The 25,089-nt window shown below is 55.5% G+C and carries 27 protein-coding genes; 9 read left to right on the forward strand and 18 right to left on the reverse strand.

Annotated features, from left to right (window positions below; translation table 11 throughout):
• Positions 1-24: 24 nt before the first annotated feature.
• Together ACR0IU_RS13350 and ACR0IU_RS13355 are read left to right on the forward strand one after the other, a co-directional pair.
• Positions 25-945 carry a sulfite exporter TauE/SafE family protein gene (locus ACR0IU_RS13350; protein ID WP_010442851.1) on the forward strand — a complete coding sequence of 307 codons (921 nt, stop codon included), beginning with the start codon at positions 25-27 and terminating at the stop codon, positions 943-945.
• 1 nt (position 946) lies between these two features.
• Positions 947-1,711 carry a TIGR02186 family protein gene (locus ACR0IU_RS13355; protein WP_010442850.1) on the forward strand — a complete coding sequence of 255 codons (765 nt, stop codon included), beginning with the start codon at positions 947-949 and terminating at the stop codon, positions 1,709-1,711.
• A 2-nt stretch (positions 1,712-1,713) separates the two neighbouring features.
• Here the strand turns inward: ACR0IU_RS13355 and ACR0IU_RS13360 are convergent, their stop codons facing one another.
• From ACR0IU_RS13360 to ACR0IU_RS13385, 6 genes are all read right to left on the reverse strand, one after another.
• The gene (locus ACR0IU_RS13360; RefSeq protein ID WP_480716592.1) at positions 1,714-2,442 is read right to left on the reverse strand and encodes an SDR family oxidoreductase; all 729 of its coding nucleotides are present in this window, start codon (positions 2,440-2,442) and stop codon (positions 1,714-1,716) included.
• Entirely contained in the window at positions 2,439-3,971 is a 1,533-nt protein-coding gene (locus ACR0IU_RS13365) for an ATP-dependent DNA helicase (RefSeq protein ID WP_480716593.1), read from the reverse strand. Before ACR0IU_RS13365 ends, ACR0IU_RS13360 begins: the two co-directional genes overlap by 4 nt.
• A 60-nt stretch (positions 3,972-4,031) precedes the next feature.
• On the reverse strand, positions 4,032-4,670 hold the full coding sequence (locus ACR0IU_RS13370; protein WP_480716594.1) for an acyl-homoserine-lactone synthase: 639 nt from the start codon (positions 4,668-4,670) through the stop codon (positions 4,032-4,034).
• A gap of 83 nt (positions 4,671-4,753) precedes the next feature.
• Positions 4,754-5,473, reverse strand: a complete 720-nt coding sequence (locus ACR0IU_RS13375) for a helix-turn-helix transcriptional regulator (protein ID WP_480716595.1) — start codon at positions 5,471-5,473, stop codon at positions 4,754-4,756.
• 367 nt (positions 5,474-5,840) lie between these two features.
• On the reverse strand, positions 5,841-7,127 hold the full coding sequence (ccrA, locus tag ACR0IU_RS13380; RefSeq protein WP_480716596.1) for a crotonyl-CoA carboxylase/reductase: 1,287 nt from the start codon (positions 7,125-7,127) through the stop codon (positions 5,841-5,843).
• 112 nt (positions 7,128-7,239) lie between these two features.
• Positions 7,240-8,622, reverse strand: coding sequence for a 1-acyl-sn-glycerol-3-phosphate acyltransferase (locus tag ACR0IU_RS13385; RefSeq protein ID WP_480716597.1), 1,383 nt, complete (start codon positions 8,620-8,622; stop codon positions 7,240-7,242).
• A 145-nt stretch (positions 8,623-8,767) separates the two neighbouring features.
• Here ACR0IU_RS13385 and ACR0IU_RS13390 point away from each other — a divergent pair, with 145 nt between their 5' ends.
• From ACR0IU_RS13390 to deoD, 3 genes are all read left to right on the forward strand, one after another.
• Positions 8,768-10,735 carry a methylmalonyl-CoA mutase family protein gene (locus ACR0IU_RS13390; protein WP_480716598.1) on the forward strand — a complete coding sequence of 656 codons (1,968 nt, stop codon included), beginning with the start codon at positions 8,768-8,770 and terminating at the stop codon, positions 10,733-10,735.
• 112 nt (positions 10,736-10,847) lie between these two features.
• On the forward strand, positions 10,848-11,165 hold the full coding sequence (locus tag ACR0IU_RS13395; RefSeq protein WP_480716599.1) for an H-NS histone family protein: 318 nt from the start codon (positions 10,848-10,850) through the stop codon (positions 11,163-11,165).
• Positions 11,166-11,182: 17 nt separating this feature from the next.
• Positions 11,183-11,893, forward strand: a complete 711-nt coding sequence (gene deoD / locus ACR0IU_RS13400; RefSeq protein WP_480652804.1) for a purine-nucleoside phosphorylase — start codon at positions 11,183-11,185, stop codon at positions 11,891-11,893.
• A gap of 13 nt (positions 11,894-11,906) precedes the next feature.
• On the opposite strand, the gene ACR0IU_RS13405 is transcribed toward deoD, so the two are convergent.
• The 11 genes from ACR0IU_RS13405 to ACR0IU_RS13455 form a co-directional block, all read right to left on the reverse strand.
• A complete protein-coding gene (locus ACR0IU_RS13405; RefSeq protein ID WP_480716600.1) occupies positions 11,907-12,770 on the reverse strand; it encodes an urea carboxylase-associated family protein in 864 nt (287 codons plus the stop codon).
• Positions 12,771-13,051: 281 nt separating this feature from the next.
• Positions 13,052-13,192 carry a hypothetical protein gene (locus tag ACR0IU_RS13410; RefSeq protein ID WP_170589723.1) on the reverse strand — a complete coding sequence of 47 codons (141 nt, stop codon included), beginning with the start codon at positions 13,190-13,192 and terminating at the stop codon, positions 13,052-13,054.
• 137 nt (positions 13,193-13,329) lie between these two features.
• On the reverse strand, positions 13,330-14,109 hold the full coding sequence (locus ACR0IU_RS13415; RefSeq protein WP_039523103.1) for a succinate dehydrogenase iron-sulfur subunit: 780 nt from the start codon (positions 14,107-14,109) through the stop codon (positions 13,330-13,332).
• Positions 14,110-14,121: 12 nt separating this feature from the next.
• Complete coding sequence (gene sdhA, locus ACR0IU_RS13420) at positions 14,122-15,930, reverse strand: succinate dehydrogenase flavoprotein subunit (protein WP_480716601.1); 1,809 nt, start codon at positions 15,928-15,930, stop codon at positions 14,122-14,124.
• A 12-nt stretch (positions 15,931-15,942) separates the two neighbouring features.
• Positions 15,943-16,326 (reverse strand): succinate dehydrogenase, hydrophobic membrane anchor protein, encoded by a 384-nt coding sequence (locus ACR0IU_RS13425; RefSeq protein ID WP_170474256.1) that lies wholly within the window; start codon positions 16,324-16,326, stop codon positions 15,943-15,945.
• A gap of 12 nt (positions 16,327-16,338) precedes the next feature.
• On the reverse strand, positions 16,339-16,722 hold the full coding sequence (gene sdhC, locus ACR0IU_RS13430; protein ID WP_170781228.1) for a succinate dehydrogenase, cytochrome b556 subunit: 384 nt from the start codon (positions 16,720-16,722) through the stop codon (positions 16,339-16,341).
• A 204-nt stretch (positions 16,723-16,926) separates the two neighbouring features.
• Entirely contained in the window at positions 16,927-17,601 is a 675-nt protein-coding gene (locus tag ACR0IU_RS13435; RefSeq protein WP_170781229.1) for a DUF1194 domain-containing protein, read from the reverse strand.
• Positions 17,602-17,667: 66 nt separating this feature from the next.
• The gene (locus tag ACR0IU_RS13440; RefSeq protein ID WP_480716602.1) at positions 17,668-18,696 is read right to left on the reverse strand and encodes a MaoC family dehydratase; all 1,029 of its coding nucleotides are present in this window, start codon (positions 18,694-18,696) and stop codon (positions 17,668-17,670) included.
• Positions 18,696-18,902, reverse strand: coding sequence for a DUF1737 domain-containing protein (locus ACR0IU_RS13445; protein WP_480716603.1), 207 nt, complete (start codon positions 18,900-18,902; stop codon positions 18,696-18,698). Before ACR0IU_RS13445 ends, ACR0IU_RS13440 begins: the two co-directional genes overlap by 1 nt.
• 12 nt (positions 18,903-18,914) lie before the next feature.
• On the reverse strand, positions 18,915-19,469 hold the full coding sequence (locus ACR0IU_RS13450) for an NnrU family protein (protein ID WP_480716604.1): 555 nt from the start codon (positions 19,467-19,469) through the stop codon (positions 18,915-18,917).
• Between the two features lie 6 nt (positions 19,470-19,475).
• Complete coding sequence (locus tag ACR0IU_RS13455) at positions 19,476-20,333, reverse strand: HpcH/HpaI aldolase/citrate lyase family protein (protein WP_480716605.1); 858 nt, start codon at positions 20,331-20,333, stop codon at positions 19,476-19,478.
• Between the two features lie 177 nt (positions 20,334-20,510).
• On the opposite strand from ACR0IU_RS13455, the gene ACR0IU_RS13460 reads away from it, so the two are divergent.
• Positions 20,511-20,810, forward strand: coding sequence for a hypothetical protein (locus ACR0IU_RS13460; protein WP_480716606.1), 300 nt, complete (start codon positions 20,511-20,513; stop codon positions 20,808-20,810).
• Here ACR0IU_RS13460 and ACR0IU_RS13465 read toward each other — a convergent pair.
• Positions 20,807-21,562 carry a sulfite exporter TauE/SafE family protein gene (locus ACR0IU_RS13465; RefSeq protein ID WP_480716607.1) on the reverse strand — a complete coding sequence of 252 codons (756 nt, stop codon included), beginning with the start codon at positions 21,560-21,562 and terminating at the stop codon, positions 20,807-20,809. The two genes, ACR0IU_RS13460 and ACR0IU_RS13465, sit on opposite strands and share 4 nt — an antisense overlap.
• A gap of 161 nt (positions 21,563-21,723) precedes the next feature.
• Between ACR0IU_RS13465 and mdh the strand changes: the two genes are divergently transcribed.
• The 3 genes from mdh to sucC all read left to right on the forward strand — a co-directional run bounded on the left by mdh (position 21,724) and on the right by sucC (position 25,048).
• A complete protein-coding gene (gene mdh / locus ACR0IU_RS13470) occupies positions 21,724-22,689 on the forward strand; it encodes a malate dehydrogenase (RefSeq protein WP_480716608.1) in 966 nt (321 codons plus the stop codon).
• Positions 22,690-22,866: 177 nt separating this feature from the next.
• Positions 22,867-23,652, forward strand: a complete 786-nt coding sequence (locus ACR0IU_RS13475; protein ID WP_480716609.1) for a sulfotransferase domain-containing protein — start codon at positions 22,867-22,869, stop codon at positions 23,650-23,652.
• A 202-nt stretch (positions 23,653-23,854) separates the two neighbouring features.
• Positions 23,855-25,048 (forward strand): ADP-forming succinate--CoA ligase subunit beta, encoded by a 1,194-nt coding sequence (gene sucC / locus ACR0IU_RS13480; RefSeq protein ID WP_480716610.1) that lies wholly within the window; start codon positions 23,855-23,857, stop codon positions 25,046-25,048.
• Positions 25,049-25,089: the final 41 nt, after the last annotated feature.

Here is a 25,089-nt window from a genome sequence, read left to right on the forward strand (position 1 = left end):
CGCCAGTAATAACGTGACGGTATCATGCATATTTACCTGCCCATAGCCGAAGTCTCCGTAAACGCCTTCCTGTTGTTGGGACTGGGCGGAATGGTCGGCATTTTGTCGGGGATGTTCGGCGTTGGGGGCGGTTTCCTGATGACCCCTTTGCTGTTCTTTATCGGCATTCCTCCCGCCGTGGCCGTTGCAACCGAAGCCAACCAAATTGTTGCCTCTTCATTCTCAGGGGTTCTGGCGCATTTCAGACGCCGAACCGTTGATCTGAGAATGGGGACAGTCCTATTGGTTGGGGGGTTGGCAGGTGCTGCATTGGGCGTCGTCGTCTTTAATTATCTCAAAAGTCTTGGTCAGGTCGATCTGCTGGTCAAACTTTGTTACGTTATCTTTCTGGGCATCATCGGCAGCCTGATGTTCGTCGAAAGCCTGAATGCAATTCGCAAAACCCGAAAAGGCGGTACACCTCCTCCGAAGCGGCGCCAGCGTGGATGGGTTCATGCCATGCCGTTCAAGATGCGTTTCCGGACTTCGGGTCTGTATATCTCGGTCATTCCACCAGTGATCGTTGGCCTGTTCGTCGGTGTCTTGTCAGCCATCATGGGGGTTGGCGGCGGGTTTATTATGGTGCCTGCGATGATCTACCTTTTGGGCATGCCAACCAAGGTGGTTGTAGGGACTTCGCTGTTTCAGATCATCTTTGTGACCGCCTTTACCACCATGCTGCATGCTACGACCAACTATACGGTTGACGTCGTGCTGGCCGTTCTGCTGCTGGTCGGTGGCGTGGTCGGAGCCCAGGTGGGAACTGTTATCGGAGCCCGGATGCCAGCCGAGCAGCTGCGTGTTCTGCTTGCCGCGCTTGTGCTTGTCGTCTGCGGCAAGCTGGCACTTGATTTGTTGCTACAACCTTCCGAGCTGTACTCGCTGGGCACGGATGGAGGACACTAAGATGTTGCGTTTGATTGTCCTTCTATCTCTGATTTGCCTGCCCGCTTTTGCCGCCGAAGAACAAGTTGTTCTGGGATTGAGCCAGGATCGCGTATCAATCACGGCCAATTTCGACGGCTCAGAGATTCTGGTATTCGGAGCTGTAAAACGCGAAGCCCCCATACCGGAAGGCCCCCCGCTTGAGGTCGTTGTCGCGGTCGCTGGTCCATCCGAACCCGTCACCGTTCGGCGCAAGGAAAAGCGATTTGGCATCTGGGTAAACACCGATAGCCTAGTTGTTGATCTGGCCCCTAGTTTTTATGCCGTAGCCACGAGCGCCCCGTTCAGTGAAGTACTGACCCAAACCGAAGATCTGCGGTACAAGGTTTCAATCGAACGCGCGATCCGCTCGGTGGGCGCCGATATGAATATTCAAGGCGCTCAGGACTTTTCCGAAGCCGTCATTCGCATCCGAGAGGATGAAGGCTTGTATTCCATCCGTGAAGACACTGTGGCGGTTGACGAACAAACTCTGTTCCGAACTTCGATCGAAATGCCGTCAGACCTTACAGAAGGTAGCTACGCCGCCCGCATTTTCCTGACGCGGGGTGGTATGGTTGTTTCAACTTTCGAAACATCTATTGATGTACGCAAGGTCGGGCTGGAAAGGTTCCTCTACAGCATGTCCCGCGAACAGCCGATCTGGTACGGGCTTATGTCGCTGGCGATAGCAATTGCGGCTGGATGGGGTGCATCGACCGCTTTCCGACTGTTGCGCGAAAACTAGGCTCAGCCGCGGCCGATATAGGGCATCGATGTCGCCATCACGGTCATGAACTGTACATTTGCTTCTAGTGGTAGCTGAGCCATATGCAAAACAGACCGGGCGGCATCGCCAACAGCCATCGTCGGATCGGGCTGAAGACCTTCAGCGATGGCGTTCTCGACCAGCTCTTGCACCATTGGCGTGCGGGCGTTGCCGATATCAATCTGCCCACAGGCGATTCCAAAATCCCGCCCATCCAGCGACAAGCTGCGTGTCAGGCCCGTGATCGCATGTTTTGTTGCCGAGTAGTGCACTGAATTCGGGCGTGGTACATGGGCCGCGATAGACCCATTGTTGATGATCCGCCCGCCCTGCGGCTTCTGCGATCGCATCGTGGCAAACGCGGCGCGCGCGCAATGGAACATCCCGTTCAGATTCACATTGACCGAGTTGTACCAATCTTCAAGCGCGATCTCATCAATCGTGCCACCCGGCGCAAAAATGCCGGCGTTGTTGAACAGGGCATCCAGACGGCCGGTTTGTTTTACAAAGTTGGTGAACGCTTGAGTGACCGCTTCTGCATCGGTCACATCGGCAACCAAAGGAATCGCCTTTTCGCTGCCCTGCGCCATTGCTTCAAGTGTGTCGGCGCTGCGGGCCAATAGACCAACTGTCCAACCTTCTGCCAGAAACAACTCGGCGGTCGCGCGACCAATGCCCGAACTTGCGCCAGTTACGATGATTGTCTTCATGTCACTTCCGACTCCAATGTCAGCGACGGCACCGCGACGGCCCGCAGATCATCTACCCTTAAGGGATGTGTTGGCTTTGACAATCTGTTCCGCACCACCCAGATCAATCGCTCCTGCGCACGGGTAATAGCCACATAGGCAAGACGCTTCCAAAGCGGCTGCCCCGCCTCGGTCCGTCCCATACGCGCGGCGGCATAAATATCCGGTGCAAACACCTGCACGGTGTCCCATTGAGAGCCCTGCGCCTTGTGAATTGTCACCGCAGCACCGTGCAGAAACGTCGCCCCCATCCGCGCGGCAAAGGGAATGAACGGCTCTTCCTCATCAGGCTTTTCGATTTGCACAATTGATGCAGCCGAGACTTGCGGATCCTCAGCTCCCATTACATGTAAGCGCGAAAACCCGGGTTTGCGACCAGGGCCAAGGTAGATAACCTGTGCCCCTTTGATTAGCCCGCGCGCTTCAAGATCCAGCCGTTTCTTGCGGTGCTTCAATGGCAATTCAATGCCGTCACAGATCAGCGGTTCACCTTCCAGCAGCTCAGTTTCCGGCGCACCATGCACGCTGCGGAACGCCTGTATCAAACGGATGCGGGTCGCGTTGCGCCAAACCAGAACAGGGCTGCGCGCCATCAGATCGACTTCGACCCGTTGACCCCAGACAACGCGATCATCCTTGTGGGCGGTGTCCTCAATCAGACGCTCAAAATCCTCAAAGCCCATGGCGGGATCGGATAGAGCGTGGGCTAGATCAAGTATTGGGTTATCAGCCGTCTGCCTATGTACACGATGCAAGATCTGCTTACGCGGCTCTGGCAACCCGTCAAAAACCATCGAGCCCGATTGATTGACTGGTGCCAACTGCGCCGGATCACCAAACAGCAACAGCGTCGGGAAGATTTCTTTAAGATCTTCAAATTGCCGGTCATCCAGCATCGAGGCTTCGTCCACAAAGCCAATATCGAGGGGTTCATCGCGGCGTTTCCAGCCAGTAATAAAGTCAGATCCACGCAGACCAGCAGCGGCCAGAGCGCCTGGAATGGATTTGTTATTGGCATAAAACGCCGCCGCCCGGTCCAGCGCTTCGTCGGTCAACCCTTCAATCTCGGGTCGTTCGTCATTGCCCGCCAGCCATTCGGCAATCCGCTCATATTCCGGGTCATAAACGGGTGTATAAAGGATACGGTGGATTGTCGTTGCAGGCACTCCACGCAATCTTAAAACACTGGCTGCCTTGTTCGTCGGAGCAAGGATCGCAAGGCTGCGTTTGTCGCGGGACTTGCGGCTTTCAAAATCGCCCGAGATCAGGTTGACTCCAGTTTCGGCCAGAGCCTTGTAAAGTTCCGCCAGCAAAAGGGTTTTACCAGATCCCGCCTTGCCAACCACGGCCATGACACCCGATTTCCCGTTTCCGGGAAGTTTCAACAGAGCGTCATCCTCAAGATCAACTCCGGCCGAGCGCAACATCTCGGCAATGTTGTCGAAAGCGGTGGCTTGATCATCGGAAAAGGTGACTTGAGGCAGAGACATGGCGCGACCCTACAAGGACGCGCCGTGCGCCACCAGAGGCGGAATACGATTTCCGCGCTGTCAGGCAGAGAGAGCGAACCGATGCTGCTTCCCCTTCCCAAATGCGGTATTGAACCACAAGCGCGATAACTCTCTCGGGATGCCAGCACGGGCAGCGACTCGGTTGCAATCCTCTGCGGAATAAGGCCATAGGCCTACCGAAATCTGATCACGACCTTTGCCTTCTGATCCCAGAACCACGGGTGATGACCCAATCATTCGGTAAATCCGGATCATACGGGCATCAAAAACGCCAGCGATATGGGTTAGTCCAAATCCCTCCATAACCTCGCCCCCACTTAGCATGATAGCCCCGGCGGTATGGGCGCTGGCAGTTCGAGAAAGGCAAAAGCGCGTGACCTCCCAAATAAGCGGGCTACTGATCGGGCTGCCCCCCGTGAGATGGCCAAAAACGTCGTTCACCATAACCGGACCGGTCGTCGGCAATATCCGCATCGACCCTCCGTGACTGCCATCCGCTTCTTCCCAGATCACATAGAGCGGATTGAGGTCATCGTATTGATCTCGCTCTTCCCCCCTTTCGTTAACCTTTACATCCCAACCAAGCCGGGTTTTGAATTGATCGGCGCGATCTCTGAACATTCCTTCGGCCAATGCCGGAAATTTATACAGCTCATCAGCATAAAGATAACGCAACATGATGTATTCCCCTTGTCGTCCATATCCGGAACAAAAAGGGTACAAACACGTGGTTAATTTTAAATGAGGTCACCGTACGGTGGTTAAACCACTATTAATCCTCTGCTGAGCGCGGTGGCGATTGCATGAGTCGTGTTCTGCGCTCCGAGTTTCGAACGCGCACTTTCGATATAGGCCCTGAGCGTATGCTCCGAGATCGAAAGCGAATGTGCCACTTGCGCCCTACTGTAACCCAGCGCCAGCAGTGTCATCGCATCTATCTCGCGAGGTGAAAGCCCGCGCGTCGTTTCCGGTTGTCGATTTTTGGCAAATTCCAGTGCTTTTCGGTTAAGAAAATGCGCCACTAAGATCAGATCGCGACCATGGGCGTCTTTGAACGTCTGCCAGGCCGCATCGTCGCACGTGTTATTCACGGTGAACAACGCGAATTGCCCGCTGGGTCCGCGCAATGGGATCGAATATCCCTGATTGCCAACGCCATGATCTTGCGCGTCTTCCAAAAAAGCTCTGACGGCTTTGCCCGACCAATTCAGTTGTTTCCAATCCACTGCATGGAAGCGCTGAAAACAACCCAAGATAACCGGATCAATCCGGTGGTAGTTTTTATCGCGATACTGCTTGTCCCAGGCATCCGAATATGTCGTAAACCCATATTGGTCACCGGCACCATCGACCCAGTGATAGGTTACATGGTCGATGCGCAGCGTGTTACGCAGCTGGATGAGTATAGTCGCAAGCTCTTCAAGCGTGCTGGTGCTTTCCAAATCCTCGAGGATCTGACTCAAATCGAACTTTGTTCCCATTCGCGGGCGCGCAAGCCTCATCCTTTGAGGACGCAATCTCGGCCGCTGCGATTAGCCTTGTATCATCAAGCTGCTCGGCAAGTGCGCTCAACCCATTTGCCACCGCAAAGGCGTTGAGATCCGACAATACGTCCAATATCCACTCGTTCTGCGCCATTAGGGTGTCTCCGAAATAGTTAACGAAGGGTTAACACAACCATAACATGTGCAGTCTATTTCGGCCTATTCACTGCTTTCTACTCCCCAGAAATAGTGGGGGCTAGATTTCTAACGTATTGAAAAAAATTGATAACCGGGAATCGCAAATCACCCGCAAGGACGAAGCTATGCCTTGCGGGTGATGAAGCTGTTCAAAAAACTGAGACCGTTAGTCGCGGGCGGCTAATACTTCCTCAAGGGTGCGCATACCCGTATACGGAGCCTGAACTAACACCGACATATTGCCCGGCTTGTGTTCATTTCGCATCATCTTCATATGCGCCTCGGGCAGCTCCTTCCAGGTAAACACCTCGGACATGCATGGATCCAATCGGCGTTCTACCATCAGCTTATTCGCTGCGGCGGCTTGCTTGAGATGAGCGAAGTGCGAGCCCTGCAAACGTTTCTGATGCATCCACATATAGCGCACGTCGAAGGTCAGATTATAGCCAGTGGTCCCGGCACAAATCACGACCATGCCGCCCTTTTTCACCACAAAGGTCGATACCGGGAATGTGCTTTCACCCGGATGCTCGAACACCATGTCGACGTTCACACCTTTGCCGGTGATATCCCAGATGGCCTTGCCGAACTTGCGGGCCTCTTTGAACCATTCGGCATATTCAGGCGTATTGACCGTGGGCAACTGGCCCCAGCAGTTGAAGTCCTTGCGGTTCAGAACGCCTTTGGCACCCAGCCCGATAACAAAGTCACGTTTGCTTTCGTCCGAGATCACGCCGATCGCGTTAGCTCCAGCCGTATTGATCAGCTGGATTGCGTAAGAGCCCAGACCGCCCGACGCGCCCCAGACCAGTACGTTCTGGCCAGGTTTCAAGTCATGCGGTTCGTGACCGAACAGCATCCGATAAGCCGTTGCCAGGGTCAAAGTGTAGCAGGCGCTTTCTTCCCAAGTCAGGTGCTTGGGGCGCGGCATCAGCTGCTGTGCCTGTACATTTGTAAACTGCGCGAACGACCCATCTGGTGTCTCATATCCCCAGATGCGCTGGCTGTCCGAGTACATCGGATCGCCGCCGTTACAGTGCTCATCATCACCATCATCCTGGTTGCAATGAATGACCACTTCGTCGCCAACCTTCCAGCGTGTGACCTTATCACCCACGGCCCAGACGATGCCCGAAGCATCCGAGCCCGCAATATGGTAAGGGGCTTTGTGTCCGTCAAACGGGCTGATGGGTTTGCCAAGCGATGCCCAGACGCCGTTGTAGTTCACACCCGCCGCCATAACGAGAACCAGAACTTCGTGGCTGTCCAGCTTGGGGACATCAACCACCTCGAGCTGCATCGCCGTGTCTGGCTCGCCATGACGCTCTTTCCGGATGGCCCAAGCATACATTTGCTTGGGTACATATCCCATTGGAGGGATTTCACCCATTTCATAGAGGTCCTTTTCCGGTGCCTCATACGACGCGATACCGCTATCGACATCCAAAGCCATGTTGGCCTCCTTTGTTCTTATCTATTGCCGCGCCGCAGAATCGCGGCTTTCCTCAGATGGAATATTGATCCCTGAGTAATATTGCAACCGTTTTTGATGTATTTTTGTAATTTTATGACCCAGCAGTCGCAGAATTATTTTCTGCAACTGCATCATGCCCTGCGCGATCAACAGGTTCGGACGCAGCCGCATAATATGCAAGCAACTCGGCCCGCTCGCCTGAAGGGCGCAGCACTCCACTTTCTCGCCGCAATATCCGGCGCTCAACTAATTGGTTGATCGCATCATCAATTGCCTCACCTTCGCCGTTGGCGACGGCTTTACCACCCATTTCCAGCAATCGAGATTTCAGGTCCTCTTCTGACATCTGCCCTTCGTCCTGCAGCAGCCGACAAGCTGCGGGGACCGGCACAAAGGGTATCGCAGCGCCGATTCTACGCATGAGCTCGCGCGCCAAATCAGTCGTCAAATCCCGTTCATGCGAAGCGCGAAATTCCTTTAAGGATATCGGCGTTGCATATTGGACTGATGCAATCCCAAACTTTTTGTAACGCCCAACAAGACGCCGCCAGATTTGCTTTAGTGTCCAGCGCGTGATGACCCCAATACGTGCACGAAACCGGCGTTCACTGTCCTGCGCCGCAGCCGTCAGGACTGTATCTTCCAAAACGCGATCGTAATTCAGGGCGACAGGTACGAATACAACATCCCGCCCCTTCGGATCCACGCCATCGATGATGTATTTGAGCAAACCCAGCTTAGGGCGGCCCAGTTTACCTGTCAGGCTCAACCCGCCCTCTGGGAACATGGCCTGTGTAACACCCGCTTCGGTCGCGTGACGCACATAGCTTGCCAGCACCTGACGATACAAATCGCTGCCCGATTTACGTCGAATGAAGTAGGCCCCCATTGCACGTATCAAACGACTCAGCGGCCAAACACGGGCCCATTCGCCCACAGCGTAGGAAAGTGTCGAATGTTCCGCCGCCAGATAGGTAACAAGCACATAGTCCATATTGCTGCGGTGGTTCATGACGTAAACGACTGTGGCTTCGGGATCGATATTGTCTAGGGCCGACTTGTCTTCATACCCCAACTGGACCTTGTAGAACGCGTTGCTCAGCATTCGCGCAAATCGGATGGCTATGCTGAAATACGCAACTGTCGAAAAAGAAGGAGCAATCTCTCGAGCGTAGCGTTGGGCCTGTTCCGAGGCGACGGCATCGGGCACACCCTCCTCTTTGGCATGCTTCTGTACGGCCTTGCTGACTTGAGGGTCATAGATAAGCCGCTGAATCATATCGTGGCGCCCGGCCAGTTTGAACGGCTGGATCGGACGCTGCAGGCGCTTGTTCAGCCGCGCAACAGCACGTTCAAGGCGGCGGCGGAAAAACCACCGCACTGATGGAAACAAGAAATGCGAGGCAAAGGTGACCGTGGCAAACAGCACAATCAGTACAAACAACCAAATCGGAATTTCCACAGTCTGCATCATTTGGGCACAGTGCCATCAATCGCGAACACCCACAATCTGAAGAAACTTGTGATGCCGCAACGCAGCGAATTGACATGTACTGAAAATTGCGATTTATGCCTATAGAACGTAATTTTGTTACTCACTGATCCGCGAGGCCCGACCCATGACGCAGTTGCAGAAAGACCGCCCCTGGCTCATCCGTACCTATGCCGGTCACTCGACGGCCAAAGCGTCAAACGCGCTTTATCGTGCAAACCTGGCTAAAGGCCAGACCGGACTATCTGTGGCTTTCGATCTGCCAACCCAAACCGGATATGACAGCGACCATACGTTGGCGCGTGGAGAGGTTGGTAAGGTCGGTGTGCCGATCTGCCATCTGGGGGATATGCGGAATCTGTTCGATCAAATCCCGCTGGAACAGATGAACACCTCGATGACGATCAATGCCACAGCTCCTTGGCTTTTGGCGCTTTATATCGCGGTGGCCGAGGAACAGGGGGCTGATGTCTCGAAACTGCAGGGCACCGTCCAGAACGATCTGATTAAGGAATACCTGAGCCGCGGCACCTATGTATGCCCGCCCAAGCCATCCCTGAAGATGATCGCGGACGTGGCCGAGTATTGCTACGAAAACGTGCCCAAATGGAACCCGATGAACGTGTGCTCGTACCACCTGCAAGAGGCAGGCGCGACGCCCGAGCAAGAGCTGGCCTATGCGCTGGCCACCGCCATCGCGGTTCTGGACGAACTGCGCCCGCGCGTTCCAGCAGAAGACTTCCCCGCACTCTGCGGACGGATTTCGTTTTTTGTGAATGCGGGCATCCGGTTTGTCACCGAAATGTGCAAAATGCGCGCATTTGTGGATCTTTGGGATGAGATTCTGCAGCGACGCTATGGTGTCGAAGACCCCAAGTTCCGCCGCTTTCGCTACGGCGTTCAGGTGAACTCGCTGGGGTTGACTGAACAGCAGCCGGAAAACAACGTCTATCGCATTCTGATCGAAATGCTGGCGGTCACCCTGTCAAAACGCGCCCGCGCCCGCGCGGTTCAATTGCCCGCCTGGAATGAAGCGCTGGGTCTGCCGCGCCCTTGGGATCAGCAATGGTCGATGCGGATGCAACAGATTCTCGCCTATGAAACCGACCTGCTGGAATATGGCGATCTGTTCGACGGCAACCCGGTAGTCGATGCCAAAGTCGAAGAACTCAAGAATGGCGCGCGGGCCGAATTGGCCAACCTCGAGTCGATGGGTGGCGCTGTTGCGTCGATCGAATACATGAAATCCCGCCTGGTCGAATCCAACGCCGAACGCCTGAACCGGATTGAACGCAACGAGACCGTTGTTGTTGGGGTCAATAAATGGACCGAAGGTGAGGCCTCACCCCTGCAAACTGAAGATGGCGGCATCATGGTTGTCGACCCGGCGGTTGAACAGGAACAGATCGGGCGGCTCAATGACTGGCGGACAGTGCGGGATAACGCTGCGGTTAGCGCCGCGCTGCAGGCCTTACGCGAAGCGGCGCAATCAGGTGCTAATGTGATGGAACCTTCAATAGCCGCGGCCAAGGCCGGGGTTACAACCGGTGAATGGGCGGAAGAGATGCGCAAAGCATACGGCACCTATCGTGGGCCGACAGGTGTTTCCGGTTCGGTTTCGAACAAAACCGAAGGGTTGGAGGATTTGCGCGCCGCCGTTGATGCAGTCAGCGACCGTCTTGGACGCCGCTTGAAGTTCCTTGTCGGCAAGCCCGGTTTGGACGGCCACTCGAACGGAGCCGAACAGATTGCCTTCCGCGCACGCGATTGTGGAATGGATATCAGCTATGAAGGTATTCGTCTTACGCCAGAGGAAATCGTGTCAGCGGTCCAAGAGACCAATGCACATGTGATTGGTCTGTCCATTCTTTCGGGTAGCCACCTGCCGCTGGTCAAGGACGTGATGACGCGTCTGACCGAAGCGGGTCTGAGCGACATACCTGTCATCGTAGGCGGCATTATTCCCGATGAAGATGCAGAGCAATTGCGTTCCATGGGGGTGGCTAAAATCTATACCCCAAAGAACTTCGAATTAAATTTGATCATGGGTGATATTGTAACCTTGGTTGACCCCAAGGAAATCGCGGCTGAGTAGAAATAAAAAAATGAATTTCCAATTCTAATTCCCAATTGGATGGAATAGAGATATTCGGATAAATTGAATTCCCATTGCGTTCTGCAGCGGAATAACCGGATTGGAGAGATAAATGGCAATCGATCTAGAGAAAATGTCGCGCAAAGAATTGCTCAAATTGCGCGATCAGGTCGAAAAGGCACTCATAGGCGCTGAAACGCGAGAGCGAAAAGCGGCATTGAAGGCGGCCCAAGAGGCTGCAGCCGAGTTTGGCTTCTCGCTATCTGAATTGTCGGGCGATGGTTCAAAATCGGCGAAAGGCTCTAAGGCCAAGCCAAAGTACCAAAACCCTAACGACCCAACACAAACCTGGACAGGACGCGGTCGTAAACCGCAATGGGTTCACGACGCTCTGAATGCAGGCATCGATATTTCTGACCTCGAGATCTGAGTTGAGGTAATGCCAAAATGACAATTCATATTGGAGCCAAAATAGGGGATATCGCCGAAACTGTTCTTTTGCCAGGCGATCCCTATCGCGCGAAATGGGCGGCTGAGACATTTCTGGATGATGTTAAGCTGGTCAACGAAGTACGCGGCATGTTGGGATTTACCGGCACCTGGAAAGGAAACCGTGTTACGATTCAAGGCAGCGGCATGGGGATGCCTTCCCTTTCAATCTATGTGAACGAACTGATCCGCGACTATGGTGCAAAAACACTGATCCGGATCGGTTCTTGTGGTGGCATGCAGGAAAGCGTGAATGTGCGTGATGTCATTCTGGCGATGACCTCAACCACGCTCAGCACGCCGTCGCGCGGCATCATGAAAGAGATGAACTTCGCCCCTTGCGCCGATTGGGGATTACTGCAGGCCGCGGCGCAAGCGGCGCAGTCCAAAAGTTCACCGACTCATGTGGGAGGCATCTATTCGTCAGATGTTTTCTACGATGAGCGTCCAGACCTGAACGAACAAATGGTTCGCCATGGCATTTTAGGGGTCGAGATGGAAGCGGCTGAGCTTTATATCCTCGCTGCACGTCACAAATGCCGGGCGTTGGCGGTGCTCACAGTTTCAGACCACTTGCTGACCGGCGAAGCCCTGCCCTCCTCGGATCGGGAAAGCAGCTTTGGCGAGATGGTTGAGATTGCGCTTCAAGCAGCGTTTCCAGACGGTTGAACAATACCGGAGCTTAGCGCCCATGCGTGCCATCATATCCGTTGCGCGCAGGGCTGTTCCATCCTTCCAGGGCACCCTCGGTCGGGGCGAATGTCTCCACCAGCAAGGGATAACACGCCGCCGTATCCGATGAGTGCTCCGACGAGCAATCGCCGCCGGGGCACGCGCTGAGATTTCCAAGCAAGTCGATCTCGGCAAAAAACTCAAGATAATCACCAGGTCGCACGGGTGACGCCTTCATGAAGTATTGACCCGTGTCCCGCGTGAACCCGGTGCACATGAACACATTCAACACATCATGCACGGCAGGCTCGGCTTCGGCCAAAGAGATGCCCATATGATCCGCCAGCGCACGCGTCAGGTTCGAATGGCAACAGTGATGGTACTGCGACCCGGACAGCAAATTACCGGTATAGGGATCGCATCGGGTCCCGATCACATCATGCACCGACCCGCCGAAATCATCGATCCCGTACCACCCCAGAGTGTCTGCAATGATCGTCGCCATCGGTCGCATATGTGGAAAGCTCGACCACATGCGCTCACCTAAGGTGATATGCGTGCCATGCAACGCGCGTGTCTTGCCGGAATAAAACCGCTCGGTCAGGTCGTTGAGGTTCCACAGGTTCAAATCGCCAACCTGCGATCCTTCAACAGAAGTGATCCGAAAGAAATGCCCGGCAGGGACCTCAAAGCACCGAGCTTCTCGTGGCGGTACCAGCATCTCGCCCGTCTTTTTCGCTCCATCACGCGCAGTTTGATAAAGCCCGAGATCGGGCTTTGGCAGCCCGTCATTGGGGTAGCAAATAACGGGCGCAATCGCGCGGCGCGCATCTGCATCAGCGGGTGGGCGGGGCGTGTTCCGAGATTCTGACATGGGCTGAGAGTGGCGCAGTTCGGCCCGGTGGGGAACCCCAAACCACAGCTATTGCACTTTCAGACACTGCGCAGGCTCGACATCAGATTTTGAAACCGCACCACAATACGCGCAGCGCCACTGGCCCTCGCTTCGATGTTGCCGCCACCTGCAGTCGCGCGTCAGAGACGACGTGCGGGACCGCCAGAAAAAATAGGCAAATACGCCAGCGGCGAGCAGAAGCAATAGAACGGGCATAGCTCTGCATTGCCTATTGTGTCGAATTTTTCAAGCCGACAAGGTCAGGCTGCGTTTGCGTATTCAAACAATTCTGGTGTTTCGTCTTTGGCCGGAACTTTGGGCTCGGGCGTATAGTAGGCCCAGGCTTGCTCCAGCAGTTCCAGAGCTTTGGCGGCGTCGTGTTTTTTGTTTTGCGTGCTCATCGGAGTGACCTCTTTTCGAACTCATCACTCCTCCCTGCAGCAAAGTTAGAACCGCAGGGGAATAAACACATCGCATAGTTTTGCAGAGGCGTCATGCACTTGCCGCAACCCGGCAAGTGCGTTGATTTAGTGTACGATCAGACCGCACGGTCGACCATCATCTTTTTGATCTCTGCAATCGCCTTTGCCGGGTTCAAACCCTTGGGGCAGGTCTTAGCGCAGTTCATGATGGTGTGACAGCGATACAGCTTGAACGGATCTTCCAGCTCGTCCAGACGCTCACCTGTCGCCTCATCCCGGCTGTCGATGATCCAACGGTACGCGTGCAGCAGCGCTGCAGGGCCAAGATAGCGGTCGCCGTTCCACCAATAGCTGGGGCACGAGGTCGAGCAACTGGCGCACATCACGCACTCATAGAGACCATCCAGCTTTTTGCGATCTTCTATGGACTGCTTCCACTCTTTTGCCGGACGGTTGGTCTTGGTTTCCAGCCACGGCATGATCGAGGCGTGCTGTGCATAAAAATGCGTCAGATCCGGGATCAGATCCTTGACCACCGGCATATGCGGCAGTGGATAGATTTTCACGTCGCCCTTGATCTCATCCATGCCATAGATACAGGCCAGCGTGTTGATCCCGTCGATGTTCATCGCGCAGGAGCCACAGATGCCCTCACGGCAGGACCGGCGGAAAGTCAGGGTCGGGTCGATCTCGTTTTTGATCTTGATCAGCGCGTCCAGAACCATCGGGCCGCAAGTATCCATATCTACGAAATAGGTATCGACGCGCGGGTTCTGGCCATCATCCGGGTTCCAGCGATAGATCTGAAACTTGCGCACATTGGTCGCGCCTTCGGGCTTGGGCCAGGTTTTACCGGTGGTGATCCGGGAATTCTTGGGGAGGGTCAGTTGTACCATGGGTTCCTCTCCTTAGAACGTCCGCGCCTTGGGCGCGATTTTCTTGAGGCTGATGCCGCCTTGATCTTCGGTGGTCAGCGGGTCGACGATGACCGGGCGATAGCTGAGATCGACTTTGTTGCTGTCAACGCGGCTGACGGTATGAACGCGCCAGTTATCGTCATCACGCTCGGTGAAATCCTCGTGCGCGTGGGCGCCGCGGGATTCCTTGCGCGCTTCGGCGCCGACGATGGTTGCCAGCGCGCTTGGCATCAGGTTCGTCAATTCCAGAGTTTCCATCAGGTCACTGTTCCACACGAGGCTACGGTCCGAAACTTTCAGGTCATCCATCTTGGCCGCAATTGCGGTCATCTTCTCGACACCTTCGGCCATGGTCTTTGAGGTCCGGAAGACTGCCGCATCCTCTTGCATGGTCTTCTGCATCTCTAGCCGCAGGTCCGCTGTCGGGATCGACCCGCTCGCGTTACGCATTGCGTCGAACCGATCGAACGCCTTGTCGACCGATGCCTGGTTCAGCACCGGGTTCGGTGCGTCTGCATCCACGACCTTACCGGCACGGATCGCGGCTGCACGGCCAAAGACCACGAGGTCGATCAGCGAGTTAGACCCCAGGCGGTTCGCCCCGTGGACCGAGGCACAGCCTGCTTCACCCACTGCCATCAGCCCCGGAACCACACCGGTCGGGTTGTCGGCTGTCGGATTCAGAACCTCACCCCAGTAGTTCGTCGGGATACCACCCATGTTGTAATGCACGGTCGGCAGAACCGGGATCGGCTCTTTGGTGACGTCGACACCCGCAAATACGCGCGCGGATTCCGAGATGCCCGGCAGGCGTTCGGCCAGAGCTTCGGCGGGCAGGTGGCTGAGGTTCAGGTGGATGTGATCGCCATTCTCGCCATGGCCACGACCCTCACGGATTTCCATGGTCATCGAGCGCGAGACATAATCGCGGGGTGCGAGATCCTTGTACTGAGGCGCATAGCGCTCCATGAACCGCTCACCTTCCGAGTTGGTCAGGTAACCGCCCTCACCCCGCGCGCCTTCGGTGATCAGGCAGCCCGAGCCATAGATGCCGGTCGGGTGGAACTGCACGAACTCCATATCCTGCAGCGCCAGTCCGGCGCGGGCAACCATACCGCCACCGTCACCGGTGCAGGTATGGGCCGACGTCGCGCTGAAATAGGCCCGGCCATAGCCACCGGTTGCCAGCACCACCATCTTGGCGTTAAAGACGTGCATCGTACCATCGTCCAGCTTCCAGCAGACGACGCCCTGACATTGCCCGTCTTCGGACATGATCAAGTCGATTGCGAAATACTCGATGTAGAACTCGGCATTGTTCTTTAGCGACTGACCATAGAGCGTATGCAGGATCGCATGGCCCGTCCGGTCGGCGGCGGCACAGGTCCGCTGCACGGCCGGGCCTTCGCCAAATTCGGTGGTGTGGCCACCAAATGGGCGCTGATAGATCTTGCCTTCTTCGGTCCGGCTGAATGGCACACCATAATGTTCCAGCTCATAGACGGCCTTTGGAGCCTCGCGCGCGAGATATTCCATCGCATCCGTATCGCCCAGCCAATCTGAGCCTTTGACCGTGTCATACATATGCCACTGCCAATGGTCCGGCCCCATGTTAGACAAGGACGCGGCGATACCGCCCTGTGCCGCCACCGTATGCGAACGGGTCGGGAAAACCTTGGTCACACAGGCCGTACGCAAACCCTGTTCCGCCATACCCAATGTGGCCCGCAGACCCGCACCACCGGCACCAACAACAACCACGTCATATTCGTGGGTTTCGTATTCATATGCTGCTGTCATCGTTCTTGTTCCTTACTGCGCATATCCGAGGGCCAGACGCGCGAGCGCAAAAAGACCCGCAGCAATCAATGTGTATGCAAAAGCCCGCGCGGCCATCAGCGCCAGCTTTTCGGCAACGCCATGCACATAGTCCTCAATCGCTTCCTGCGCTTCACGCAACAGATGCGGGACGACGACGACAAGTGTCAGACCCATGACAATCGCCGGGAACGGTCGGCTGTAATACGCCAGAGCTTCTTCGTAGGTGCCACCCAACGCGCGCCCGAAGGTGAATACAAACAGCGGAACAAGAATGACCAGCGCCGCTGAGCTGAGCATCATCTGCCAATGATGATGTGTACCTGCGCGTCCGGCTCCCATGCCCTGTGCGCGTTTACGGTCTGTTAGAAACTGCATACCAACCTCCCTCTAAAGCGCCACGGCTGTGATCAAGGCAAGAACCGTCGCCAGAACAAACATGCCAATGCCCATCTTCTCGGACACTTCGACATTCACGCAATATCCGAGATCCCAGATGACATGCCGCAAACGGCCCAGCATGTGATAAAAAATTGCCCACGCTGCGCCGAACATGACCAGATCGCCCAGGAAACTGGTCATCAGACCATTGATCAGGTCATAGGCGCCTGCCGATGTAGCTGCCGCCAGCAACCACCAGACGACCAACAATGCCAAACCAAAGGACGCTAGACCCGTGATGCGCACCATAATCGAAGAAATGGACGTCATCTGCGGACGATAGATCGTCAAATGCGGAGAGAGCGGGCGTTTGCCCCGATTTACATCGGCCATGTTGGCTCCTTTTCGGTTGGCTACCGAACGTTTTACTGTTTTTTACGACTCTGTCACGCGCTGCAGGTGCAAAATCCAGTGAATTTAACGCAAAATCGCTTATAAGCAGTATTTGTGATCACACAAAATAATCTCGTGATCACAAAATACATTCGATACCACCAATGTTAGCGTTTTCAACGGAAAAGCAATGTGATCACGAATCTATGGCTGAGTTTGAGACAGCCCTGCAGTCTGCTGCGTCACCTCGCGCAAAAGCTTTTTGCGAATACGCTCAGGGTAGTCAGCAAAGCCCGCGGCAGAGACGACAAAGGCCCCCTCACCCACGATAACATTCTCGAAGAAATAGGCTGTCAGGTCCGGTTCGCTTTCTTCTATAGCAATCGCGTTCACTGTGATTCCACTCTCACGCAATTTGGCGTGGATCGTCGAAGGTTCGATACCTTCATTCGAAATTCCGTCACCTGAAAGATCAATCAGATGTCTTTTGCAATCGCGCACCTCGTCGAAGCTTGTCACGGTCATCTCAAGCGCCTCACCGATTGCTGTAGAGAAATTACGCCAGACACGCGGATCAGCAGCGACCTGTTCGGCAAAATCGTCCAAAGTGGCAAAGCTGTCGATCCGGGTCCATGGGATCGTGATCCTTTGGCGCGAACTACCAGTCCATTGAACCAGCATAAGCCGGGCCTGCCCACGCACCAACGCCTCGGAAACAATGGGATCACGCAGCCCTGCGGCAAGGCCGTCCATCTGGATGCGATATTCCTCGGAATCCACCGAGCCTGACACATCGACGGCCAGAGCAAGTGCAAGATCGCAGGCAAATGCTTGCGGTGCCAGAAACAAACTGACCATGAGTGCGCGTAACATCGTCATACGCCGAGCCTAGCACGGATTTCACCGACCGCGATCACTTCAATGTCAGCAAACGGGCAGCCCGACTTACATGGGCATCAAGGCCCAGTAATCCAGATCCAACAGCACGTTGGGCAGGTATTTCCCATCCTCATTGCGCAGCTCAAATGGCTCCCCACCCTTGGTCGCCACAAGCCGCAACCGCAGCGCACCAATACCCGGTGTTCCGGTCTCGGCCTTGTCCAGAACCTCGGACCAGACCTTGATCGTGTCGCCTGCAAAACATGGGTTGGCGTGGGCTCCGCCATTCAGGCCAACGATCATCTGAGCATTCGCCAAACCATTAAACGACAAGGCACGCGCCATCGAGATCACGTGACCGCCATAGATCAGGCGACCTTCGGGGCGGAAGGTGAGGTCGAAATGCACTTTGGCCGTGTTCTGCCAAAGGCGCGTGGCCAACATGTGCTCGGCCTCTTCGATGGTCACGCCATCGACGTGATCGATCGTTTCTCCCGTGTTGTACGCATCCCAGCGGTGGTTTTCACCGGATTGTACAAAATCGTATTTCGAGAAATCGAGGCCCTGCGGCACCACCAGATCGCCTACATCCAGTACCTTCTTCAGGTCGGGCACAACAGTCTCAGGCGCTGGTGCGTCGATGTTCGATTTGCGCACCATCACCCAGCGCACATATTCGATCACCACTTCATCACGCTGGTTCAGCCCGCGCGTACGAACCCAGACCACCCCGGTCTTGCCGTTTGAGTTCTGCTTGAGGCCGATCACCTCGGATTCGGCGCGCAGTGTATCGCCGGGATAGACCGGTTGCAGCCAGCGACCCTCGGCATAGCCCAGATTGGCCACGGCATTCAGCGAGTTATCGGGAACCGTTTTGCCGAACACCACATGAAAGGCCGCCAGATCATCAATCGGGCTTTGGGGCAGACCGCAATTCCGGGCAAACTCATCCGAAGAATAGAGCGCGTGGCGCGCCGGGTAGAGCGCGTGATACAATGCACGCTCGCCATCTGTCACGGTACGCGGCACAGCGTGATGCAGCACCTGCCCGACAGAATAATCCTCAAAAAAGTTACCCGGATTGGTTTTTGCCATTATTGCTGTCCCAGTTTCATGTCGGGGGTGTAATCAGCGGCAACCTCTTTGGTCACAGCCTGTGCGCAGCGCATCACGCTATTTGCAGTGTCAAAGGCGTAGGAGGGATTGCCATACAGCTCCCACCCTTTCGCCATTGCGTCCGAGACCTTGTGGCAGAAGGCCGATGTGTCTTCCTCGGTCAACAAACGATAAAGTTTCGCCATTGATTTGGTCCCTTATCCACCGAACGGAGATGGGCCAACCAGCCCGTGAATGTAGCCCACGATGCCCAGCAGCACGATAGAGCCAGCAAAGAACATCGCATCTTTGCCATAGGTGCCTGGCTCAGCCGGGGTCCAGTCGGGCTCGGATTTGTTGATGACGATCACCTCGACTACGGCCCAGGCCAGTAAACCGCCAAACAGCACAATCGAAGCCAGATCGCCATTCACCAGCAAATGCGCAAAGGCCCAAAGCTTGAAGCCGCCCAGCATCGGGTGGCGCATTCCATTCAGCAGACGGCCTTTCTGTCCTGCCGGGCTCATCATGTAGAACGCGATCAACATCAACAGGTTGTTGACGTGAATCAGGAAGGTTGGCGGCGCCCAGACATAGATGAAATCGGTCATGCGATAGCCGAAAATCATCAGCAGGATCGCACCGACCAGAGCCAGCGCCACGACGCCCTTGCCCGCATTGCCCATGGCGGCACGGCGTTCCGGCATCACACGTTTGAACAGATGTGCGGCCCACCAAAGCGCCACACCAAGGATCAGAAGAACAAAGCCCATGCTGGCTTACCCCGCTTGCAAAGCTGTTATCGCCTCTGCTTTTGCCAGAGTTTCACGGGCAGTTACAACGTGTAGGTTTTCAACAATCTTGCCATCGACAACAGCGACCCCTTGACCTTGTGCCTCGGTCTCTTCAAAGGCTGCGATCTGGCGGCGGGCTAATTCTATCTCGGTGTCCGAAGGCGCAAAGGCAGTATTCGCAATCTCGACCTGCGCGGGGTGGATCAGAGTCTTGCCATCGAAGCCCATATCGCGGCCCTGGGCACATTCGGCTTCCAGACCGTCAGTGTCCTTGAACGCATTATAGACGCCATCCACGATGATCAGCCCTTCGGCCTTTGCGGCCAGCAGGCACAGGCCCAGCGAGGTCATCATCGGCAGTCGGTCGGGGCGGAAACGCGTCTGCAGCTCTTTCGCCAGATCGTTGGTCCCCATGACGAAGCCCGCCATCAGCGGATGTGCGGCAATTTCGGCCGCGTTCAACATGCCGCGTGGGGTTTCCATCATGGCCCAGATCGGCAGATCACCGGTGATCACCGCCAGCGCATCCACATCCGCAGCCGAGTTTACCTTGGGCAGAAGAACGGCGTCCGCATCCATCTCACGCACAGCTTCGGCATCGGCGCGACCCCATTCGGTATCCAAACTGTTGATCCGCACGATCTTGACCCGCACGCCGTACCCGCCGGCGGCCAACGCTTCCTTGAGCGTTTCGCGCGCGTTCTCTTTCTCATCAGCTGCAACCGCGTCTTCAAGATCAAAGATGATGGCATCCACCGGCAGCGTGCGCGCTTTATCCAGCGCCCGATCACGCGAGCCGGGGATATAAAGAACAGAACGATAAGGGCGTTGGCGCGGATCCACGGGACTCTCCCATTGAAATAATGTTGCGCGGAATGGGGCATTTTTTGACGGAAAGTTCAAGCACAAAATCGCCGCAGCGCAGCATTCTGGCATCGTGACGCAACGCTCGTTGCCTTAACGCAATTTCTTTCAGCCTGCAGCACGCTGTTTTCAAGAAGGAATCGAAAGGGATGACCGATGAAGACCATCTTGCTGAAATTGACGATTGGGTTGGGCATCATGGTGTTGGCTGCGCAACAGGTCAGCGCTCAGAACTGCGCGCCGCGCGAGGATGTGATCAAGCGTTTGGCAAAGGCCTATGGCGAAACCCGGCGCGGCATCGGGATTGCGCGTCAAGGGGCGGTGATGGAGGTTTTTGCCTCGGATCGAACCGGCAGTTGGACCATTGTTGTGACCTTGCCCGAGGGAGTGACCTGCCTGCTCGCCTCGGGCCAATCCTTTGAGGAGCTAGCTGAGGCATTGCCGCCCAACGCTTAGACCAATGCGTCCCAGATCAATTTACTGCCAGTCAGTGTTAGCAGGACATAGGCGATGCCAAAGAACAGGCGTTCGGACAGCATGAAATGTGCCCGGACGCCGAGCCAGGCCCCGAGGATCGCAAACGGGGTTAGCAACAGATCGGCTAGTGCCGTGTGCCATGTGAATAGACCCAGATAGGCGAACGGTACGAATTTCACGGCATTGATCACCCAGAAGACCAGTACGGTTGAGGCCTGAAATTCGGTTTTCGTCAGGCGTTGGGACAGCAGATAGACGGCGGCGGGCGGACCGCCTGCATGGCTGACAAAGCTGGTGAACCCGGCAACCAGCCCGGCAAACAATCCTGCCGAAGGCGGCAGGTGGTTGGCAAAGCCGCGTACCCAGCCACTTGTCTGGGCAACATGCCAGATCACAAAGCCGACCGATATCCCGCCAATCAGCAGACGCAGCAGATCGTCATCGGTCACACGATAGAGCCACGCGCCCAACGCAATGCCGGGCACTGCACCCAGAATCAGCAGACGCGAATCCGGCCAGTTCCAGCGTTTCCAGTAGGGCTTTAACGTGGCGACATCGATCACCATGAGGATCGGAAGCATCAACGCCAAAGCCTGCCCAGGCGTCAGGATCAGCGCCAGAATCGACGACGACGCAAAGGCCACGCCCGAGCCGAACCCACCTTTCGAGATACCCGCGAAGATCACTGCTGGGATCGCCACGGCAAAAAACATCAGGTTCATTTCGAACATCTGGCGCCCCGGAAATATGCATGAGTCACAGGCGGTTTAGCGCAATCAGCACATGACATGCAAACGGTATGCGGTGGCATGCCGCGCCGCAGGAGGCTTGCGCGACGCCGCATTTACGACTAGCAAAACCGCGATTTCAAAACCCATCGGAGATATTCCAAATGGCCAGACCCAAGATCGCGCTGATCGGCGCAGGTCAGATCGGCGGCACGCTCGCCCACCTCGCTGCAATGAAGGAACTCGGTGACGTTGTCCTGTTCGACATCGCCGAAGGCACCCCGGAAGGCAAGGCGCTGGATATCGCCGAATCCGGCCCCTCCGAAGGGTTCGACGCCAAGTTGAAAGGCACCCAATCCTACGAGGATATCGCGGGCGCCGACGTCTGCATCGTCACCGCTGGCGTGCCGCGCAAGCCGGGCATGAGCCGCGATGATCTGCTGGGCATCAACCTGAAAGTCATGAAATCGGTTGGCGAAGGCATCGCCGCCAATGCGCCTGACGCGTTCGTCATCTGCATCACCAACCCGCTGGACGCGATGGTCTGGGCCTTACGTGAATTCTCGGGCCTGCCGCATAACAAGGTTTGCGGCATGGCGGGCGTTCTGGATTCGGGCCGTTTTGCACACTTCCTGTCGGAAGAGTTTAACGTCTCGATGCGCGACGTCACAGCGTTTGTTCTGGGTGGCCACGGCGACACCATGGTGCCGTCGGTTCGTTACTCGACCGTCGCCGGTATCCCGCTGCCTGATCTGGTTGAGATGGGCTGGACCACACAAGAAAAACTGGACGCCATCGTTCAGCGCACCCGTGACGGCGGTGCTGAAATCGTTGGCCTGTTGAAAACCGGGTCGGCCTTCTACGCGCCCGCCACTTCGGCGATTGAAATGGCCGAGGCCTATCTGAAAGACCAGAAACGTGTTCTGCCTTGCGCCGCTTATTGCGATGGCGAGCTTGGAGTAGAAGGCATGTATGTCGGCGTTCCTACCGTGATCGGTGCCGGCGGCGTCGAACGGGTCGTCAACATCAAGCTGAACGAAGAAGAGCAGGCCGGTTTCGACAACTCGGTCAATGCCGTAAAGGGTCTGATCGAGGCTTGCAAGGGCATCGACAGCTCATTGAACGGCTGAGGATATAAACCATTTTTGGCCCGGCCTCCGGTTTTCGGAGGCCGTTTTCTTTTGATTTGCAAGGTGAAAGTCACCCGCCAATAACACTTCATAGTAGGTTCTGTTTGCGCGGACCAATTCGATATGTATGTTGGCTGGTGGTCTGATAGAATTGGGTCGCTGAGAGCAGACGGTTTGATGGAAGAACAAAACCAAAAAGTAACCCTGAAGATCCTCGGCGAACGAAACTCAGGAACAAATTTTCTTCACAGCTTTCTTGATACCAATTTCGATGCCCAAATTTTCCCAAATGAAGGTCATCTCCGACGTTGGCAGAGACGCTATCTGAGCAGATTTGACCGCCGACCTTTGCGTCGCTCAATTCGCGAGGCGATGCTGGATGAAAATCATCTTTTAGCAATTCCGGAAAATGGCGGTTGGAAACACGCCGCTGCAACAAAACTCTTTCTGACGGATTTTGCCCAACCGCAGGGCTGCCATGTGATCTGTCTGATGAGGCATCCCGCAAGTTGGTTGTATTCTATGCAACGCAACCCGTTTCACAGAATGACGCCTACGCCCAGTGACTTTTCCGAATTTATCCGTTCACCATGGGTAGCAAGATCCCGCGACATGCTGAGCACCAGGTTTTTGGATAATCCGATTCAACTATTGGCCGAGAAACTAAACAGTTATCATTGGCTCAGTACACAATACTCCCGGACGCACATTGTGCGCTATGAAGACATAGTTCTTGATCCAGATCGAATAGCGGAAAGGCTCTCTGTCTTCTTGAAGCGCAAATCCAGGCATGTGGAAGTTCGTCAGGAAAGCGCTCGCCATTTTGGTACTGGGCACACTACATTTCCAGAATATGCAACCAAAGCACAGCAGGCTTCATTTAATTTACTAAACGAAGCTGATCGAGAATTTGTCCAATCCCAGTTGTCCGATTGTTCGTTGGCTCGTATGTATCCAACTTAGCTTTCGGAAATTCAATTCAGCAATCTCCATAGCTGAATGGTGATTCTTTAATTGATCCGGGTTTGTGATCACGCCCCAAAAACCTGTGATCACAAATTCTGAAAATCTTCGGCAATTTCCCGTGACACGTCAAAAAACTCTTTAATTTTGGCGCTTATACACGCCTATAACAGGGTAATCGTAGTCAGACGGGACAATTTCGATGAACATTCACGAATATCAGGCCAAAGCTCTTTTGCGCAGCTATGGCGCTCCGGTCTCCGACGGTCGCGCGGTTTTGCGCGCCGAGGAAGCCAAAACCGCAGCCGGTGAACTGGATGGCCCTTTATGGGTTGTAAAAGCGCAAATCCACGCAGGTGGGCGCGGTAAAGGCAGCTTCAAAGAAGCCGACGCCGGTGAAAAGGGCGGTGTCCGTCTGACCAAGTCGGTGGAAGAGGCCGCCGAAGAAGCCAAAAAGATGCTAGGCCGCACGCTGGTCACACATCAGACCGGCCCCGCGGGCAAACAGGTCAACCGCATCTATGTTGAAGCCGGGTCCGGCATCGAACGCGAACTCTACCTAGCCCTGCTAGTGGATCGCCAGACCAGCCGCATCTCGTTTGTCTGCTCGACCGAAGGCGGCATGGACATTGAAGAAGTGGCCGCAGCGACGCCCGAGAAAATCCTGTCCTTCTCGGTTGACCCTGCGACGGGCTATCAGCCTTACCACGGTCGCCGCATCGCGTTTTCGCTGGGTCTGCAAGGCGCACAGGTCAAGCAATGCGTCAAGCTGATGAGCCAGCTCTACGCCGCATTCGTCGAGAAAGACATGGAGATGCTGGAGATCAACCCGCTGATCGTTTCCGACAGTGGCGACCTGAAGGTACTGGACGCCAAGGTCGGCTTTGACGGCAACGCGGTTTATCGCCACCCGGACATTGCCGAGCTGCGCGACACGACCGAGGAAGACCCCAAGGAACTGGAAGCGTCGAAATACGACCTGAACTACATCGCCCTGGATGGTGAGATCGGCTGCATGGTTAACGGTGCTGGTCTGGCGATGGCGACGATGGATATCATCAAGCTTTATGGGGCTGAGCCTGCCAACTTCCTTGATGTGGGCGGCGGTGCCACCAAAGAGAAAGTTACCGAGGCGTTCAAGATCATCACTTCGGACCCGCAGGTCAAAGGTATTCTGGTTAACATCTTCGGCGGCATCATGCGCTGTGACGTCATCGCCGAGGGCGTTGTTGCTGCCGTCAAAGAGGTCGGCCTGCAGGTGCCGCTGGTTGTGCGTCTGGAAGGTACGAATGTCGAAAAGGGCAAAGAGATCATCAACACCTCTGGCCTCGACGTGATCGCGGCGGACAACCTGAAAGACGGTGCCGAGAAGATTGTGAAGGCGGTCAAAGGCTGAGTGTCATCCCGTAGGCTGGGCTTCAGCCCACCTTTCCCAAG

The sequence above is a fragment of the Ruegeria sp. CL5 genome (genome assembly GCF_056536485.1).